Origin of the sequence: Acinetobacter sp. YK3, from assembly GCF_001729365.1 — a bacterium.
In the GTDB taxonomy this organism is placed as follows: Bacteria; Pseudomonadota; Gammaproteobacteria; order Pseudomonadales; family Moraxellaceae; genus Acinetobacter; species Acinetobacter vivianii.
Genome location: NZ_LZPJ01000055.1, coordinates 1 through 14872 on the forward strand (window position 1 = coordinate 1; position 14872 = coordinate 14872).

The following is a 14872-nucleotide window of genomic DNA, read 5'->3' on the forward strand; positions in this document are numbered from 1 at the left end:
ATTATTGATCAAAAGTAGATATATAAATAAATTTTGATTATTTTCCTGAATATAAAAACATGCCTAAGATAAAAACATCATCCCGCTGATGAATATAAAGGTTATAAAAATGAATGCTCAATTTGATTCCACTCAAACAGTAGAATCTTCCGCCAGTTCTCACGGTTTTTCGACAGATCCACAAGACATCTTGCAGCGTGCGCAACAATATGCGGAAGAAAATGAACTCGATTTTACAGGGAGTATTCCCCCTGCTGAAGCGTGGTTTTTGGTTCAAAACGGCCATGCCGTTTTAGTCGATGTACGCACGGCAGAAGAACGTAAGTTCGTCGGTTATGTTCCTGAAAGTCTTCATGTTGCATGGGCAACAGGCACATCATTTAATCGTAATCCCCGCTTTGTCAAAGAACTCGATAGCAAAGTCGGAAAAGACCAAACCATCTTATTGCTCTGCCGTAGTGGGAAACGTTCCGCTTTGGCTGCAACCGCCGCGTTTAGCGCTGGTTTTGCTCAGGTTTATAACGTGCTGGAAGGCTTTGAAGGCGATTTAAATGATCAGCAGCAACGTAATCAAAGTAATGGCTGGCGTATCCATCAGCTTCCTTGGCTACAAGATTAAGACGGCTGTTTAAACACGTATTGATGATTTGTAAGACTTATTTTAAGGAATTCTCGTGAGCCAATGGAAAATAAAGCCCGTCATCGAGGGCTTACAGCAAGCACGCCATGAATGGCGCGAACGCCAGCACAGGATTAAAGAATTCGGTGGCCGCGAGCTTCCCTCCAAGGAGGCACTTAAATCTATTCTGGATGATTTATGTGGCATCCTCTTTCCAATGCGACTGGGGCCAAGCGATCTGCGTCAGGAAACCGAAGATTACTATATTGCTTATACCCTTGATCGTGTCCTGAATGAACTGTTTGTACAAGTCAAACTGGCCTTAAATTATGAAGCTAAAAGTCGGGTCAAACAGATTCCCGTTTCTAGCAATGACAGACTGCTCTATGAACAACAAGTGGTTTTGGCACAAACGATCGTACAGGACTTTGCCAATACGCTACCTACTATTCGTCGCTTACTGGATGCGGATGTCTGTGCGGCCTATGAAGGTGATCCCGCAGCGCATAGCGTCGACGAGGTACTACTCTGTTATCCAGGAATCTTGGCGATTATTCATCACCGCATAGCCCATCAGCTCTATCACAGCGTACCGTTACTTTCGCGAATTATTTCTGAACTGGCACATTCAGCAACTGGAATTGATATCCACCCAGGAGCGCAAATTGGTCAAGGTTTCTTTATCGATCATGGCACAGGTGTGGTGATCGGAGAAACTTCCGTGATTGGTGAATATGTTCGTATTTATCAGGCTGTCACACTCGGAGCAAAACGCTTTGAACTGAATGATGATGGTGCTTTAAAGAAAGATTATGCCCGTCATCCCATTGTTGAGGATCATGTCGTGATTTATGCAGGTGCAACAATTTTGGGTCGAATCACCATCGGCAAAGGTTCAATTATTGGCGGGAATGTATGGCTTACCCATAACGTTGCAGCAGGCAGCCAGATTCTACAGTCACCAAGTGAGTCTTTACAGAATATTAATGTCTAATTAAATGAAATAAATAAGTGAAATGATTTTGAAAATATAAAGCACGATAAAATTTTATATTGATATTTTAACTGGATAAAAATAACCAATTATTTCCCAATTAAAATATGCATTCAAAAAACCCTTTTGTTTCATTCAATAAATGCGTCATTAAAAATTAATTATTTTTTAACAAAGCCAAAACAACAGGAAAAATGATTCATGGCAAAAACCACAGACAAAGTCCAACTTGCGCTTGGGGATCATGCTGCCAGACAGCTTGCAAATGCCACCAAGACCGTTCCACAACTTTCAACCATTACACCGCGTTGGCTCACGCATTTATTGCAATGGATTCCTGTCGAAGCAGGTATTTATCGCGTTAACCATGTCAATAATACAGATGACATTCAAGTGGCTTGTACACAACGTGATGAAGCGACTTTGCCACAAACCTTTGTGGATTATGATCCGCAACCCCGTGAATATTTCTTGAATGGAGTTTCAACCGTTTTAGATATTCATACCCGTGTTGCAGATCTGTATAGCAGCCCACATGACCAGATTAAAGAACAATTACGCTTAACCATTGAAACCATTAAAGAACGTCAGGAAAGCGAATTGATCAATAACCCTGAATACGGTCTATTGGCAAGTGTTGCAGATGAACAACGGATCTCCACATTAAATGGGCCACCAACACCCGATGACTTTGATGATTTACTCCGTAAAGTCTGGAAAGAACCGGGCTTCTTTCTCGCTCATCCAGATGCAATTGGTGCCTTCGGTCGTGAATGTACCCGTCGAGGAGTTCCACCACCAACCGTCAGTTTATTTGGTTCGCAATTCATTACATGGCGCGGTGTTCCCCTGATTCCATCGAATAAGATTCCTGTGGAAGATGGTAAAACCAAAATCTTGTTATTGCGTGTAGGTGAAAAACGTCAAGGTGTAGTGGGCTTATTTCAGCCAGGCTTGGCAGGTGAACAATCCCCAGGCCTATCGGTACGCTTCATGGGCATCAACCGCAATGCGATTGCATCTTATCTGATCTCTCTGTACTGCTCATTGGCAGTATTGACCGAGGATGCCTTGGCTGTGCTCGAAGATGTGGAGGTGGACAAATATCATGACTACCCAGTTAACTACAAGTAATTTAAACAGTCGTCCATCAGGGTCTGAAGTGGATGGTGTTCACCCACCGTCCAACTTCCCAGATGAAGCAACACTTTCACGGCTTGCCTCTGAATTTTTTGCTGCCCGACCAAGTGCTGGTAATGGACATTCTTCTGGTCTAAATCTGGACTTACCCAATGTCGGTACGCCGCCCCATCAACCCCAGCCCGCTGAACCTTTAGCGGCGCTGAGTGGTCGTGCACCCAATATTGCTTACGAAAAAAGTTTAAACCCTGAATACCCGGAGCATATTCCGAACTATCCAGACTACCCCGAACGCCGTGCGATCGCCTCTGCGCCAGTCGTGGGCGGAGCCAATTTACCTCGTCCGCCCATTGAACCTAATTTTCCACAGGCCATTCATAGTGCACCGAATGTCCCTGTGGTTGAATCATCTCGTCCTTCAAGCAGTGAGACTTCACCCTTTTATTTTTTAAATGATTCTTCAGCACCAACTTCGTCAAGTTCTGAATTTGATGCTGCCAATTTTGCCGCGGCGCAATCCTTTCAATTGCCTCATGGAAATTCACTGAAAAGCTTGTTGCAGCAAGATGCTCAAACCTCAGCTCAAGCAAAAAATAACGCCTCTTCAGGCTTTTACTTCTTGGATCTGCCACAACACAATGCGGGTTACGGCAATTATCAACCTTCTCAGCCACAGTTTGTTGCCAATGCCGCTCAGCCCTTGGATATTCAAGCGATCCGTCGTGACTTCCCCATTCTGCAAGAACGCGTCAATGGTCGTCCTTTGGTCTGGTTTGACAATGCAGCGACGACACAGAAACCACAAAGCGTGATTGATCGGATTGCCTATTTTTATCAGCACGAAAATTCCAATATTCATCGCGCTGCGCATGAACTGGCAGCACGTGCAACCGATGCCTATGAACATGCACGCAATGTAGTGGCTCGTTTTATTGGAGCAAAATCATCAAAAGAAATCATTTTTGTCCGGGGTACGACTGAAGGCATTAACCTGATTGCCAAGACATGGGGGGAACAAAATATTGGTGAGGGTGATGAGATTATTGTGTCGCATCTTGAACATCACGCCAATATCGTCCCGTGGTTCCAGTTGACTAAAAAAGTCGGCGCCAAGCTCCGTGTCATTCCAGTGGATGATACCGGTCAAATCATTTTGGAAGAACTACCCAAACTGATTAATGAACGGACCAAATTGATTTCGATTACCCAAGTGTCTAACGCCTTAGGTACGGTTACACCTGTGGCTGAAGTGATCAAAATCGCGCATAGCAAAGGTGTCCGCGTCTTGGTCGATGGTGCCCAATCTGTTTCGCATATGCCAACCGATGTCCAAGCGATTGATACGGATTTCTTTGTATTCTCAGGACATAAAGTCTTTGGACCGACAGGTATTGGAGCGGTGTATGCCAAGCCTGAAATCCTGGAGACTATGCCTGTGTGGGAAGGCGGCGGTAATATGATTCAGGACGTGAGTTTTGAACAAGTTGTCTACCAACCTGCCCCCAATAAGTTTGAAGCAGGGACAGGTAATATTGCCGATGCCGTAGGTTTAGGTGCAGCACTGGAATATGTGGAACGCCTAGGCATTCATAATATTGCCCGTTATGAACATGACTTGCTCGAATATGGCCAGCATGCATTGAGTACGGTTTCAGGCTTAAGACCGATTGGCACAGCCAAAAACAAAGCCAGTGTCATGTCCTTTACCCTTGCAGGTTATTCCACTGAACAAGTGGGTAAAGCACTCAATCAACATGGCATTGCAGTGCGTTCAGGGCATCATTGCGCTCAGCCAATCTTGCGTCGTTTTGGTGTAGAACAGACTGTACGTCCCTCTTTAGCCTTTTATAACACCACAGAAGAAGTTGATTTATTGGTATCTGTTTTACATCAATTGACCAGAAACAAACGCAGTGCTTAACCCCTCTCCAATAAAAAAGACTGCCTCAGCGCAGTCTTTTTTATGTTCAGGAAAATGCAACACTCCAGATTAATCGTATTGCAACCACACTCAGGATAACCCCCATCACGCGTTCAAAATACACCCCAAACTCTAAAAAGCGTTTCCGTACAATCGGTTGTGAAAACATGATACTCACCAAGATAAACCATAGCGCATTGACTAAACACATCCAGATGCCATAACCAATTTGAATCTTCAACGGCGTCGCGGGATTCACAATGGTGGTAAAAATCGCCAGAAAGAAAACGGTCGCTTTCGGGTTTAACGCATTGGTTAAGAAACCCATGTTAAAGGCTTGGATTAGGCTCGGTTTACCCATTACCTCACCTGCCAGAATATCCAGATTGGTATTTGGTTGACTACGTAAACATTGCCAGCCCAAGTAAATCAAATAAGCAGCACCCGCCACGCGTAGTAACGACATTAACCAGACACTTTGCTGAATCAATACCCCAACACCGACCAAGGTATAAAACACATGTACCGAGATGCCTACACCAATACCAATCGCGGTGATACAACCAATTAAATAGCCATATCGAACACTCTGTCGTACCGTAATAATAAAATCAGGTCCCGGTAAAACAACTGCCATAAAATGGATCAATGCCAAGGCCAGAAACTCATGTCCATACAACTGCCACATTTGATTTATCTCCATCATGACTACAGGAAAAGATTGTATTGCGATTTTTAAAGCGCGATAATCCAATCAAAATCCAAATAACTTTTGCGTCATGAGCACAAATCAAAGTCTGGTTCTGTTAAATGAAATGGCAACCTTTGTCAAAGTTGTCGAAACGGAAAGCTTTTCTGAAACGGCGCGTCAGCTTGGTTCAACCCCTTCAGCGGTTAGTCGTGCCATTGCCCGTTTAGAGCGTGCACTAGGCACGCGCTTATTGCATCGCACCACACGAAAACTGCGCTTGAGTGAAAGTGGTCAGCAGGTCTATGAGCGCTGCGTGGATCTGGTCAATGCAGCACAAGCGGTCATGGAAAGTTCAGGACAATTTCATATCGAACCACAAGGCGTGATTCGGATCAGCGTGCCCAAGGCGGTTGGACATTTTATGCTGCATCCTCACTTGCCTGAGTTCTTGGCCTTATATCCAAAAATTGATATTCAGTTGCTATTGGAAGACCGTTATATTGACTTGATTGATGACGGTGTAGATCTGGCAATTCGCATTACCGAACAACCGCCCGGTGGATTGATGGGACGTAAACTGATTGATATTGATCATTTGATTTGTGCCACACCTGAATATTTGCAGAAAAATGGCATCCCACAGCATCCCCACGACTTAAAACAGCATCAATGTATCTATTTGGGTGAACAACCTAATGATTCGAAATGGAAATTCCAGCAGGAACAGAAACCCATTACCGTTGCGGTGCGTGGTCGTTATGCTGCCAATCATACTGGGGTGCGCCTCAGTGCCGCTTTACAACACTTAGGCATTGCCAGTTTGCCGTACTTCGTGGCACGCCATGCTTTGGAACAAGGCACACTAGTTCAGGTCTTACCTGATTGGCATTTTAAAACCCACTACAGCGGTGGCGCATGGTTACTCTATCCACCTACCCGCCATGTTCCGCCTAAACTGAGTGTTTTCATTCAATATCTAGCTGAAAAATTAGCCGCTGAACCCGTCCTGTTTCAGCAAAATCATCCAAATTAAAACGATCACTTTCATTTATAAATTAAGCAAAATAGCAAATAAACCAGCAGCCCATAAAACAACAATAATTTTATTTTTTAATTACTTAACCATAAACTCCAGAGAGAAATAAAACAATAAAAAGCATCTTTATTTCTCATTCGACCAATCAGGTAATGCACAAAAACAGATATTTTTTGCTGCATAAGTTATTTTTCTTCATTTTGCATAATCGCTAATCTAACAACCAAGTTGTTATAACAAGTTTAAGTTCAATGAACCAAGCGATTATAAATAAAGTGAATGGCGAACGCCCGTTGTATGATCAAGTCTATCAGGCTCTGCTGCTGCAGATTGTCGATGGAACTTACCAGATTCATCAGCAGTTGCCGTCGGAAAAAGAACTGAGCGAATTATTTAATGTCAGTCGTATCACCATTCGTCAGGCACTCAATCAACTTCAACTCGAACACTTGATTTACAAAATTCAAGGCAAAGGTACTTTCGTTAGCGCACCGAAAAGCTTTCAGAATATTTCTGAGTTACAAGGCTTTGCCGAAGCTATGACCGATCTGGGACACGAAGTTTTGAACGTAGTCAAAGAATTCCGCTTTATTCCAGCTACACCGCACATTGCATCGAAATTAAAAGTTTCAGTTAACAGCACTGTGGTGGAGATTAAACGGATTCGCTTGCTCAATCGTAAACCCGTTTCATTTGAACTGACTTATTTACCCGAAGCAATTGGAACAGCTTTGCAACAGATCAATCTCTCCACTCACGATGTGTTTTTAGCCATTGAAGAAGATTTATCGATTGCTTTGGGACATGCCGATTTAAATATTGATGCCACGCTTGCTGACGAAGAACTCAGTGAACTTTTGCAAGTCGATGTCCATGCACCGCTATTAAGAGTGGAGCGACTGACTCACGATCATGCAGGACATCCTATTGATTTCGAATATCTCTATTTTTCAGGAGAGCGCTTCCAATACCGTTTAAGAGTAGATCGAAAGCGAAATACCTAAGCAGCATTACTTTGTGAATTAAAACGCACTCAAAAAAAGGTACAACATGAATACGATTACACTGGACTATGACATTGTCGTCATCGGTGGGGGGACGGCTGGCCCAATGGCAGCCATCAAAGCCAAAACAGCCAACCCCAACCTGAGAGTTTTATTAATTGAAAAAGCCAATGTGAAACGCAGCGGCGCAATCTCAATGGGCATGGATGGCTTGAATAATGCCGTGATTCCAGGCTATGCCACGCCTGAGCAATACACCAAGGAAATTACCATTGCCAATGATGGCATTGTTAATCAGGCCACGGTTTACGCCTACGCCAAGCATAGTTTCACCACCATTCAGCAGCTGGATCAATGGGGCGTGAAATTTGAAAAAGATGAAACGGGTGAATATGCGGTCAAAAAAGTCCATCACATGGGTGCTTATGTGCTGCCCATGCCTGAAGGTCATGACATTAAAAAAGTTCTGTATCGCCAACTGAAACGCGCTCAGGTCAAAATTAATAACCGTATCGTCACCACTCGCCTGCTGAAAAATGCAGAAGGCGCCATCAACGGGGTACTGGGTTTTGACTGTCGTAATGGTGATTTCTATGTAATCAAAACCAAGGCTGCGATTTTATGTTGTGGAGCCGCTGGACGTTTGGGCTTGCCTGCATCTGGCTATCTCATGGGAACTTATGAAAACCCAACCAATGCGGGTGATGGTTATGCCATGGCTTACCATGCGGGGGCTGAACTTTCCAATCTGGAATGTTTCCAGATCAATCCACTGATCAAAGATTATAACGGCCCTGCCTGCGCTTATGTGACGGGGCCTTTGGGTGGTTATACTGCCAACAGCAAAGGTGAGCGCTTTATTGAGTGTGACTACTGGTCAGGCCAAATGATGTGGGAGTTCTATCAGGAACTGCAAAGTGGCAATGGCCCCGTGTTCCTGAAAATGGATCATCTGGCGGAAGAAACTATTCAAACCATTGAAGATATTTTACATACCAATGAACGTCCAAGCCGTGGTCGTTTCCATGAAGGGCGTGGCACAGATTACCGTCAGGATATGGTGGAAATGCAGATTTCAGAAATTGGCTTCTGTAGTGGTCACAGCGCATCCGGGGTGTGGGTCAATGAAAAAGCAGAAACTTCGGTCAAAGGTCTGTATAGCGCAGGCGATATGGCAGCCGTTCCACATAACTACATGCTCGGTGCCTTTACCTATGGTTGGTTTGCTGGGGTGAATGCCGCTGAATATGTCGCAGAACAGACAGATTCAGAACTGAATGCAGATGAAATTGAAGCCGAAAAAGCACGTATTTTTGCTCCATTACACCGTCCAGAAGGATTGTCATCGGAACAAGTGGAATACAAGTTACGCCGTATGGTGAATGACTATTTACAGCCACCGAAAACCCGACAAAAAATTGAAATTGCACTAAAGCGCTTCGAAGAAATTAAAACTGATATTGAGCAAATCAATGCCAGCCATCCACATGAATTGATGCGTGCTGCCGAAGTTGCCGTGATTCGCGACTGTGCCGAAATGGCGGCACGTGCCTCGCTATTCCGCGAAGAAAGCCGTTGGGGACTGTACCACTATCGTGCAGATTGCCCAGAAAAGAATGATCGGGAATGGTTCTGTCATGCCCATCTCAAAAAAGATCAGCACGGCGATATGGTCAGCTTTAAAAAAGCAGTTGAGCCTTATCTGATTCCAATTGATGAAGATGAAGCCAATTCATACAACCTGTTGCGGATTAATAAAAAATTAGTGGCTGAAACAGCCGAATAAGGAATATCACATGGCGTTTATTTTTAAAGAAATTTCCCATCGTACGGCCGCACCCGTATTAGTAGATGAAGACAAATGTATTGCAGATAAAGGCTGCACCGTCTGTGTGGATGTTTGCCCGATGGACTTATTGGCGATTCATCCAGACAGTAACAAAGCCTATATGCAATTTGACGAATGCTGGTATTGCATGCCATGCGAGAAGGACTGCCCGACCGATGCCATTCAGGTCAACATTCCATATTTACTTAAATAAGGGGGAACAGCATGAGATTTAATAACTTGGCAAATAGTCTGATTTGGGGAGAATAAAGATGAGCCTAAATTATCCAAGCCTTGCAGATCTTGATGAAGATTATGCGGATTATCTCTTTCAACTGAATCAGGATGATGAAAATATCCGCTTTGTCGCACTGATGAATATTGCCGATGAAGAACAAACGGCATTATTACCTTGGTTACAACATGCCGTTTTACATGATCCCGCCAGTAAAGTACGTGAGCTGGCAGCCACCCACTTAGAAGGTTGGCAAGATGCAACCTCTTTACATACGTTGGCACAGGCATTGAATGATCAATATGAAAATGTACGTATCGCAGCAGCGCAAAGTCTCAGTGAAATCAAGCATGCTGAATCTGCGCATCATCTGGCTACCTATTTGCAGCATTCCGATGACTTTGTGGTTGCTTCCATCTTGAGAGCGCTTAAAGAGTTGCGCGCTGAATCGTTATTTGATGCCATTCTCAAACATGCTCAGCATGCCAACCCTTTAGTCCGTAAAGAAGCGGTTAGCACCTTGAGCTGGTTGCAGAAACAGGACGGCTTGGCAACACTGGCACAGATCGCACAGCATGATTTGGATATCGAAATTCGTCGTATTGCGACAGGTGCTTTAGCGGCTAGCCAAATGTTAACGCCCGAAATTTTATCTGCCTTACACAGTTCTCTGATCGCTGAGGCATGGCAACTCCGAGTTGAAGCCGCCTTGACTATCGGTAAATTAAAAGCGATTGAATTAGAACAACCTCTTTTACAGCAACTGGATGATGCTTATTGGCAAGTCCGAATTGCTGTGAGCCGTAGTTTGGGTTTACTCAAATCCAAAGCAGCGATTGCCAAATTACAAGAAAATTTCCAACATGACATCAGTAACTTACGTAAAGAAGTCGCGATTGCCTTAGGGGAAATAGGCGGAGAATCAGCTCAGCATATTTTATTACAGCATGCCGAAGATCCTGATCCAGAAGTCCGTAAATCGATTCGTATTGGATTGGCACTCATTCAGGAGAAATTCAATGCTGCTTGAACCGAGTCAACTTAAAGTAGATATCGAACAACAACGTCTTTTTCTCTCTTGGGAAGATGGTACAGCAAAGGATTTTAGCCATGCTCATCTCAGAGCCAGCTGCCCTTGTGGTTTTTGCCGAGCTAAGCGCCTACAGCAACGAGAGATTGAATATCCAGATCGTGTTGCCATCTCTGCCATCTATTCCCAAGGGTATGGGATTCAAATTTGCTTTGATGATGGACACGATAAAGGGATTTTCCCTTGGGCTTTTTTAAAGGAATTGAATAGCTGAGATAACTATTGAAAGTAAAGAAATCGATCTATAGATCGCGTGTTTTCATTATTTTGAATTATTAAGCCACTAAAATAGCTAAGCTCAATTGTAATAATCCTTTATCATACAAGGATAAAAATAAAACACTTTGGAAATTCCCATGCCACCACCGGATGCTGTACCCCCAACTCAATCAGTCCCTTTCTGGCAAGCTTTCTTATTCTGGTTGAAATTAGGATTTATTAGCTTTGGTGGCCCTGCTGGGCAAATTGCAGTGATGCATCAGGAACTGGTGGAACAAAAACGCTGGATTTCTGAAAAAAGATTTTTACATGCGCTGAATTACTGCATGCTACTCCCTGGCCCCGAAGCACAACAACTCGCGACTTATATCGGCTGGCTCATGCATCGAACCACAGGCGGTTTGATTGCAGGAATTCTATTTGTGCTGCCCTCTTTATTCATCCTGATTGCACTGTCATGGATTTATGTACAATTTGGAGATGTACCCATCATTGCAGGACTGTTTTATGGGATCAAACCTGCGGTTACTGCCATTGTATTTCATGCAACTTACCGCATAGGCAGCCGAACGCTCAAAAATTCATTTCTTTGGTTAATTGCAGCCGCGGCCTTTGTTGCCATTTTTGTTTTTAATATTCCTTTTCCTCTGATCGTGTTTGCTGCCGCGCTTGCAGGCTATATGCTGAGTAAGAAAAAACCAGATTTATTTACCCATCAAACCTCTCATCAAAATAGCCAAAAAAACTATGGCACAGCACTGATTGATGATGATACGCCGACACCAGCACATGCCATTTTTCGCTGGTCAAACCTGATAAAAATCGTAGTCATCGCAGCTTTGCTCTGGCTGATTCCAATCACGCTTTTAACCCTAAGTCTCGGTTGGCAACATGGCTATACGCAAATGGCATGGTTCTTTACCAAAGCGGCTTTACTCACTTTTGGCGGTGCTTATGCGGTTCTGCCCTATGTCTATCAAGGTGCCGTCAATCATTATGGATGGCTCAGCCCGACCCAAATGATTGATGGTTTGGCACTCGGCGAAAGCACCCCGGGCCCATTAATTATGGTGGTGGCTTTCGTAGGCTTTTTGGGGGCTTATAATCATGCCTTATTGGGCAATCATCAACTGTTTTTAGCAGGTGCAATAGGTGCTGTGATTGTCACCTGGTTTACCTTTTTATTTTCCTTTGTCTTTATTCTAGCTGGCGCGCCCATTATTGAATCGACCCATAATGAACTGAAATTTACTGCTCCGCTCACTGCGATTACGGCGGCCGTAGTTGGCGTTATTTTAAATCTGGCCTTGTTCTTTAGCTATCATGTGTTATGGTCAAAGGGTTTTGACCATGCTTTTAATTACGAAGCAGCCTTGATTACAGTAGGTGCACTGATTGCCTTATTTAAATTTCAGCTCAATGTCCTGTATGTGATTTTTGCCTCAGCCTTTTGCGGCCTCATTTTATATATCGGAGCTTAATTCAAAGCATCGAGTAGAGTTATCTACTCGATGCTTGCAGTATTAAATATGATGGATTTCGATAGAGGCATGCACGATTTCCTCATGAATCGCTAATCCAGCTTTAACCTGATCAGGAGTCAGATCAGCCAGTGCGGTTTCCAATCCTAGAATACAAGAGAATTTCCCTTTCCCAACCTTCCATACATGTAAATCCGTGATTTCGACCTGTGGAAACTGTGCAATAACTTCTTTAATTTCTTCGACAACGGGATGCCCCATTTCTGCATCCAGTAAAGTTTTTCCAGTTTCCTGCATCAATCCCCAAGACCATTTTGCAACCAGCAATGCCCCAACGATTCCGAGCAAAGCATCCAGAAAATTCCAGCCAAAATACTTGGCCGCAAATAAAGCAATAATCGCCAGAACTGAAGTCACCGCATCAGCGACCACATGCAGGAATGCTGCTTTTTGGTTTAAATCATGATGGTCATGTCCATGATGATGCACTTCATGATCATGGTTATGCGAATGGTGATGGTGATCATCGTGACCGCCATCATGTAATAACCATGCACAAATTAAGTTGACAACGAGACCCACTATTGCAATTGGAATCGCTTCATTAAAATGAATAGTCACTGGGTTAAATAAACGTTCTAGAGACTGTATGCCCATCAAAAAGGCCACGACCATCAATAAAATGGCACTGCTATAACCTGCCAGAATTTCAATTTTCCATGTGCCAAAACTAAAGCGCTGATCCTGTGCATAATGTCGCGCCATACGATAAGCAAAATAGGCCAGTCCCAGCGCCAGCATGTGTGAACTCATATGCCAGCCATCGGCAAGTAAAGCCATGGAATTAAAAAACCAGCCGCCTAGAATTTCCAGTACCATCATTATGGCGGTCAAAATCGTTGCGATTAAAATTCTTTTTTGTGCTAATGGATTTCCTTGATCAAACTGATGAGAATGACGTCGTTCTAGGTTAGTATGCTGCATTTATTCTAGGCTTCCAATATACTCCACCCCAGTATATATTTTTTAGGAAAAAAAGTATGGCTCATCTGCATCATGATAAAAAAATTTTAAATCGGGTTAAACGGATTCAAGGACAGCTCAATGCCGTTGAAAAGTCACTTTCAAGTCCTGAAAGTTCCTGTATCGAAGTTTTGCAACAAGTCGCTGCAGTTAAAGGTGCCGTGAATGGCCTAATGAATCAACTGATTGAACAGCATTTAAAAGAGCATGTACTTAAAGATGCTGATCACGTTAATGATGAGGAAGTTCAGCAGTTTCTTGCATTGTTACAACGCTATTTATAAGTGCCAGATTTCATCGGTAAGTTGTTCGATTTCAGACCGATCATGACTGACATAGAGCATCGGTATTTTCACTTCCTCTTTCACACATTGAAAAAAAGGAATGATCTCTGCTTTATGTGCCGTGTCCAGCGCAGAAAGTGGTTCATCTAAAAGCAGTAATTGTGGTGAGTACAACAAGGCACGTCCCAAAGCCACCCGTTGTTTTTCTCCCCCTGACAGCTTAATTGGCATACGTTCAGTCAAATGTCCCAATTTGAGCAGCTCAATCATATAGTCCAGTTCAAACTGACGTTGCTGTGGTGCAATGTGTTTGAAACCAAATAACAGGTTTTGTTTAACATTTTTATGCGGAAATAACTGTGCATCCTGAAAGACGAGCCCGACCCGACGCTGTTGTGTGCTGAGATTAACTTTCTGAGTATGATCAAACCACGTCTGATCCTGAACTCGAATCCAGCCAGAATGCGGCCGAATTAAACCCGCAATGCTATGTAAAATCGTGGTTTTTCCTGAGCCAGAAGCTCCAAATAAGCCAATCACAGGCTGATCAGATTGAAAGCGTTGATCCAGACAAAATTGCCCTTGTTGCAGTTGGATATGACAATCAATCATGCTGAGTGACCCCGCTTATTTTTTTGGTAACGGTTAAACCACTGGGCAAACCACAAGGCGAAGAATGCTACCGACAATGACAAAATAATCAATCGCCACAATGCTGCTTCTGTATCAGGTTGTTGCATCAGACTATACATTGCCAAAGGTAAAGTACGGGTTTCACCCGCAATATTCCCCACAAAAGTAATCGTTGCTCCAAACTCACCTAAACTTCGGCAAAAACATAAAATCCCCCCCACCAAAATTCCACTACTGGCCAGCGGTAATGTCACCTGCATAAATGCGCCAAAGGAAGAAGCACCCAAAGTCTTCGCAGCCATTTCCAAGCGCTGGTCGACCAGTTCAATTGCCAGTCGGATCGATTGTACCAACAATGGAAAACCCATCACCGCAGAGGCTAATACAGCGCCCTTCCAGTTAAAGGCAAACTCCAAACCAAGTGGCGCAAGATATTGTCCAAATAATCCTCGATTACCAAACAATTGCAGTAATAAATAACCTGGAACTACAGGCGGTAAAACCAAAGGTAAATACACCAGCGTCTCGAACAGTGATTTACCCCAAAATTCTTTACGCGCCAAAACCCAAGCAACCAGCGTTGCTGGAATAAGGCTAAACAGCAAACACGCTGCCGCCACTTTGCATGACAGCTTTAACACTTCGATTTCTTCAGGACTCAAGATCATCATTCA

Annotated in this window: 16 protein-coding genes; 12 read left to right on the top strand and 4 right to left on the bottom strand. The window is 43.7% G+C overall.

Annotation, left to right across the window (positions count from 1 at the left end):
* The first annotated feature begins 109 nt into the window (after positions 1-109).
* From A9Z07_RS04990 to A9Z07_RS05005, 4 genes are all read left to right on the top strand, one after another.
* The gene (locus A9Z07_RS04990) at positions 110-619 is read left to right on the top strand and encodes a rhodanese-like domain-containing protein (protein ID WP_004771240.1); all 510 of its coding nucleotides are present in this window, start codon (positions 110-112) and stop codon (positions 617-619) included.
* Positions 620-674: 55 nt separating this feature from the next.
* On the top strand, positions 675-1613 hold the full coding sequence (epsC, locus tag A9Z07_RS04995; protein ID WP_069577416.1) for a serine O-acetyltransferase EpsC: 939 nt from the start codon (positions 675-677) through the stop codon (positions 1611-1613).
* A gap of 201 nt (positions 1614-1814) precedes the next feature.
* Complete coding sequence (locus tag A9Z07_RS05000; RefSeq protein WP_069577421.1) at positions 1815-2747, top strand: family 2A encapsulin nanocompartment shell protein; 933 nt, start codon at positions 1815-1817, stop codon at positions 2745-2747.
* Positions 2722-4674, top strand: a complete 1953-nt coding sequence (locus tag A9Z07_RS05005) for a family 2A encapsulin nanocompartment cargo protein cysteine desulfurase (protein ID WP_069577425.1) — start codon at positions 2722-2724, stop codon at positions 4672-4674. The genes A9Z07_RS05000 and A9Z07_RS05005 overlap by 26 nt, the downstream gene beginning before the upstream one ends.
* Before the next feature lie 46 nt (positions 4675-4720).
* On the opposite strand, the gene A9Z07_RS05010 is transcribed toward A9Z07_RS05005, so the two are convergent.
* Entirely contained in the window at positions 4721-5362 is a 642-nt protein-coding gene (locus tag A9Z07_RS05010) for a LysE family translocator (RefSeq protein ID WP_069577430.1), read from the bottom strand.
* Between the two features lie 91 nt (positions 5363-5453).
* Between A9Z07_RS05010 and A9Z07_RS05015 the strand changes: the two genes are divergently transcribed.
* From A9Z07_RS05015 to chrA, 7 genes are all read left to right on the top strand, one after another.
* Positions 5454-6398: a LysR family transcriptional regulator gene (locus A9Z07_RS05015; protein WP_069577435.1), complete on the top strand. Its 945-nt coding sequence runs from the start codon at positions 5454-5456 to the stop codon at positions 6396-6398.
* A 254-nt stretch (positions 6399-6652) separates the two neighbouring features.
* A complete protein-coding gene (locus A9Z07_RS05020; RefSeq protein ID WP_069577439.1) occupies positions 6653-7405 on the top strand; it encodes a GntR family transcriptional regulator in 753 nt (250 codons plus the stop codon).
* 46 nt (positions 7406-7451) lie between these two features.
* Positions 7452-9191, top strand: a complete 1740-nt coding sequence (locus A9Z07_RS05025) for a fumarate reductase/succinate dehydrogenase flavoprotein subunit (protein ID WP_069577445.1) — start codon at positions 7452-7454, stop codon at positions 9189-9191.
* A gap of 10 nt (positions 9192-9201) precedes the next feature.
* Entirely contained in the window at positions 9202-9447 is a 246-nt protein-coding gene (locus tag A9Z07_RS05030; RefSeq protein WP_004771227.1) for a ferredoxin family protein, read from the top strand.
* Between the two features lie 58 nt (positions 9448-9505).
* Entirely contained in the window at positions 9506-10498 is a 993-nt protein-coding gene (locus tag A9Z07_RS05035; RefSeq protein WP_069577451.1) for a HEAT repeat domain-containing protein, read from the top strand.
* Positions 10488-10772 (top strand): gamma-butyrobetaine hydroxylase-like domain-containing protein, encoded by a 285-nt coding sequence (locus A9Z07_RS05040; protein WP_069577455.1) that lies wholly within the window; start codon positions 10488-10490, stop codon positions 10770-10772. The genes A9Z07_RS05035 and A9Z07_RS05040 overlap by 11 nt, the downstream gene beginning before the upstream one ends.
* A gap of 142 nt (positions 10773-10914) precedes the next feature.
* Positions 10915-12258 (top strand): chromate efflux transporter, encoded by a 1344-nt coding sequence (gene chrA, locus A9Z07_RS05045; protein ID WP_069577459.1) that lies wholly within the window; start codon positions 10915-10917, stop codon positions 12256-12258.
* A 42-nt stretch (positions 12259-12300) separates the two neighbouring features.
* On the opposite strand, the gene dmeF is transcribed toward chrA, so the two are convergent.
* Positions 12301-13242, bottom strand: coding sequence for a CDF family Co(II)/Ni(II) efflux transporter DmeF (gene dmeF, locus A9Z07_RS05050; protein ID WP_069577461.1), 942 nt, complete (start codon positions 13240-13242; stop codon positions 12301-12303).
* Between the two features lie 56 nt (positions 13243-13298).
* Here dmeF and A9Z07_RS05055 point away from each other — a divergent pair, with 56 nt between their 5' ends.
* Entirely contained in the window at positions 13299-13565 is a 267-nt protein-coding gene (locus A9Z07_RS05055) for a metal/formaldehyde-sensitive transcriptional repressor (RefSeq protein WP_005256644.1), read from the top strand.
* On the opposite strand, the gene A9Z07_RS05060 is transcribed toward A9Z07_RS05055, so the two are convergent.
* Together A9Z07_RS05060 and modB are read right to left on the bottom strand one after the other, a co-directional pair.
* Positions 13560-14177 carry an ATP-binding cassette domain-containing protein gene (locus A9Z07_RS05060; RefSeq protein ID WP_069577463.1) on the bottom strand — a complete coding sequence of 206 codons (618 nt, stop codon included), beginning with the start codon at positions 14175-14177 and terminating at the stop codon, positions 13560-13562. The genes A9Z07_RS05055 and A9Z07_RS05060 overlap by 6 nt on opposite strands.
* Positions 14174-14869 (bottom strand): molybdate ABC transporter permease subunit, encoded by a 696-nt coding sequence (modB, locus tag A9Z07_RS05065; RefSeq protein ID WP_032810506.1) that lies wholly within the window; start codon positions 14867-14869, stop codon positions 14174-14176. Before modB ends, A9Z07_RS05060 begins: the two co-directional genes overlap by 4 nt.
* Positions 14870-14872: the final 3 nt, after the last annotated feature.

Excerpts from the sequence above, each read along its gene's own strand:
- A9Z07_RS05025 (WP_069577445.1), top strand. The coding sequence starts at position 7,452 with ATGAATACGATTACACTGGACTATGACATTGTCGTCATCGGTGGGGGG.
- chrA (WP_069577459.1), top strand. The coding sequence starts at position 10,915 with ATGCCACCACCGGATGCTGTACCCCCAACTCAATCAGTCCCTTTCTGG.
- dmeF (WP_069577461.1), bottom strand. The coding sequence starts at position 13,242 with ATGCAGCATACTAACCTAGAACGACGTCATTCTCATCAGTTTGATCAA.
- A9Z07_RS05000 (WP_069577421.1), top strand. The coding sequence starts at position 1,815 with ATGGCAAAAACCACAGACAAAGTCCAACTTGCGCTTGGGGATCATGCT.
- A9Z07_RS05005 (WP_069577425.1), top strand. The coding sequence starts at position 2,722 with ATGACTACCCAGTTAACTACAAGTAATTTAAACAGTCGTCCATCAGGG.
- A9Z07_RS05020 (WP_069577439.1), top strand. The coding sequence starts at position 6,653 with ATGAACCAAGCGATTATAAATAAAGTGAATGGCGAACGCCCGTTGTAT.
- A9Z07_RS05040 (WP_069577455.1), top strand. The coding sequence starts at position 10,488 with ATGCTGCTTGAACCGAGTCAACTTAAAGTAGATATCGAACAACAACGT.
- A9Z07_RS05055 (WP_005256644.1), top strand. The coding sequence starts at position 13,299 with ATGGCTCATCTGCATCATGATAAAAAAATTTTAAATCGGGTTAAACGG.
- A9Z07_RS05015 (WP_069577435.1), top strand. The coding sequence starts at position 5,454 with ATGAGCACAAATCAAAGTCTGGTTCTGTTAAATGAAATGGCAACCTTT.
- A9Z07_RS05030 (WP_004771227.1), top strand. The coding sequence starts at position 9,202 with ATGGCGTTTATTTTTAAAGAAATTTCCCATCGTACGGCCGCACCCGTA.
- A9Z07_RS04990 (WP_004771240.1), top strand. The coding sequence starts at position 110 with ATGAATGCTCAATTTGATTCCACTCAAACAGTAGAATCTTCCGCCAGT.
- A9Z07_RS05010 (WP_069577430.1), bottom strand. The coding sequence starts at position 5,362 with ATGTGGCAGTTGTATGGACATGAGTTTCTGGCCTTGGCATTGATCCAT.
- A9Z07_RS05060 (WP_069577463.1), bottom strand. The coding sequence starts at position 14,177 with ATGATTGATTGTCATATCCAACTGCAACAAGGGCAATTTTGTCTGGAT.
- A9Z07_RS05035 (WP_069577451.1), top strand. The coding sequence starts at position 9,506 with ATGAGCCTAAATTATCCAAGCCTTGCAGATCTTGATGAAGATTATGCG.
- modB (WP_032810506.1), bottom strand. The coding sequence starts at position 14,869 with ATGATGATCTTGAGTCCTGAAGAAATCGAAGTGTTAAAGCTGTCATGC.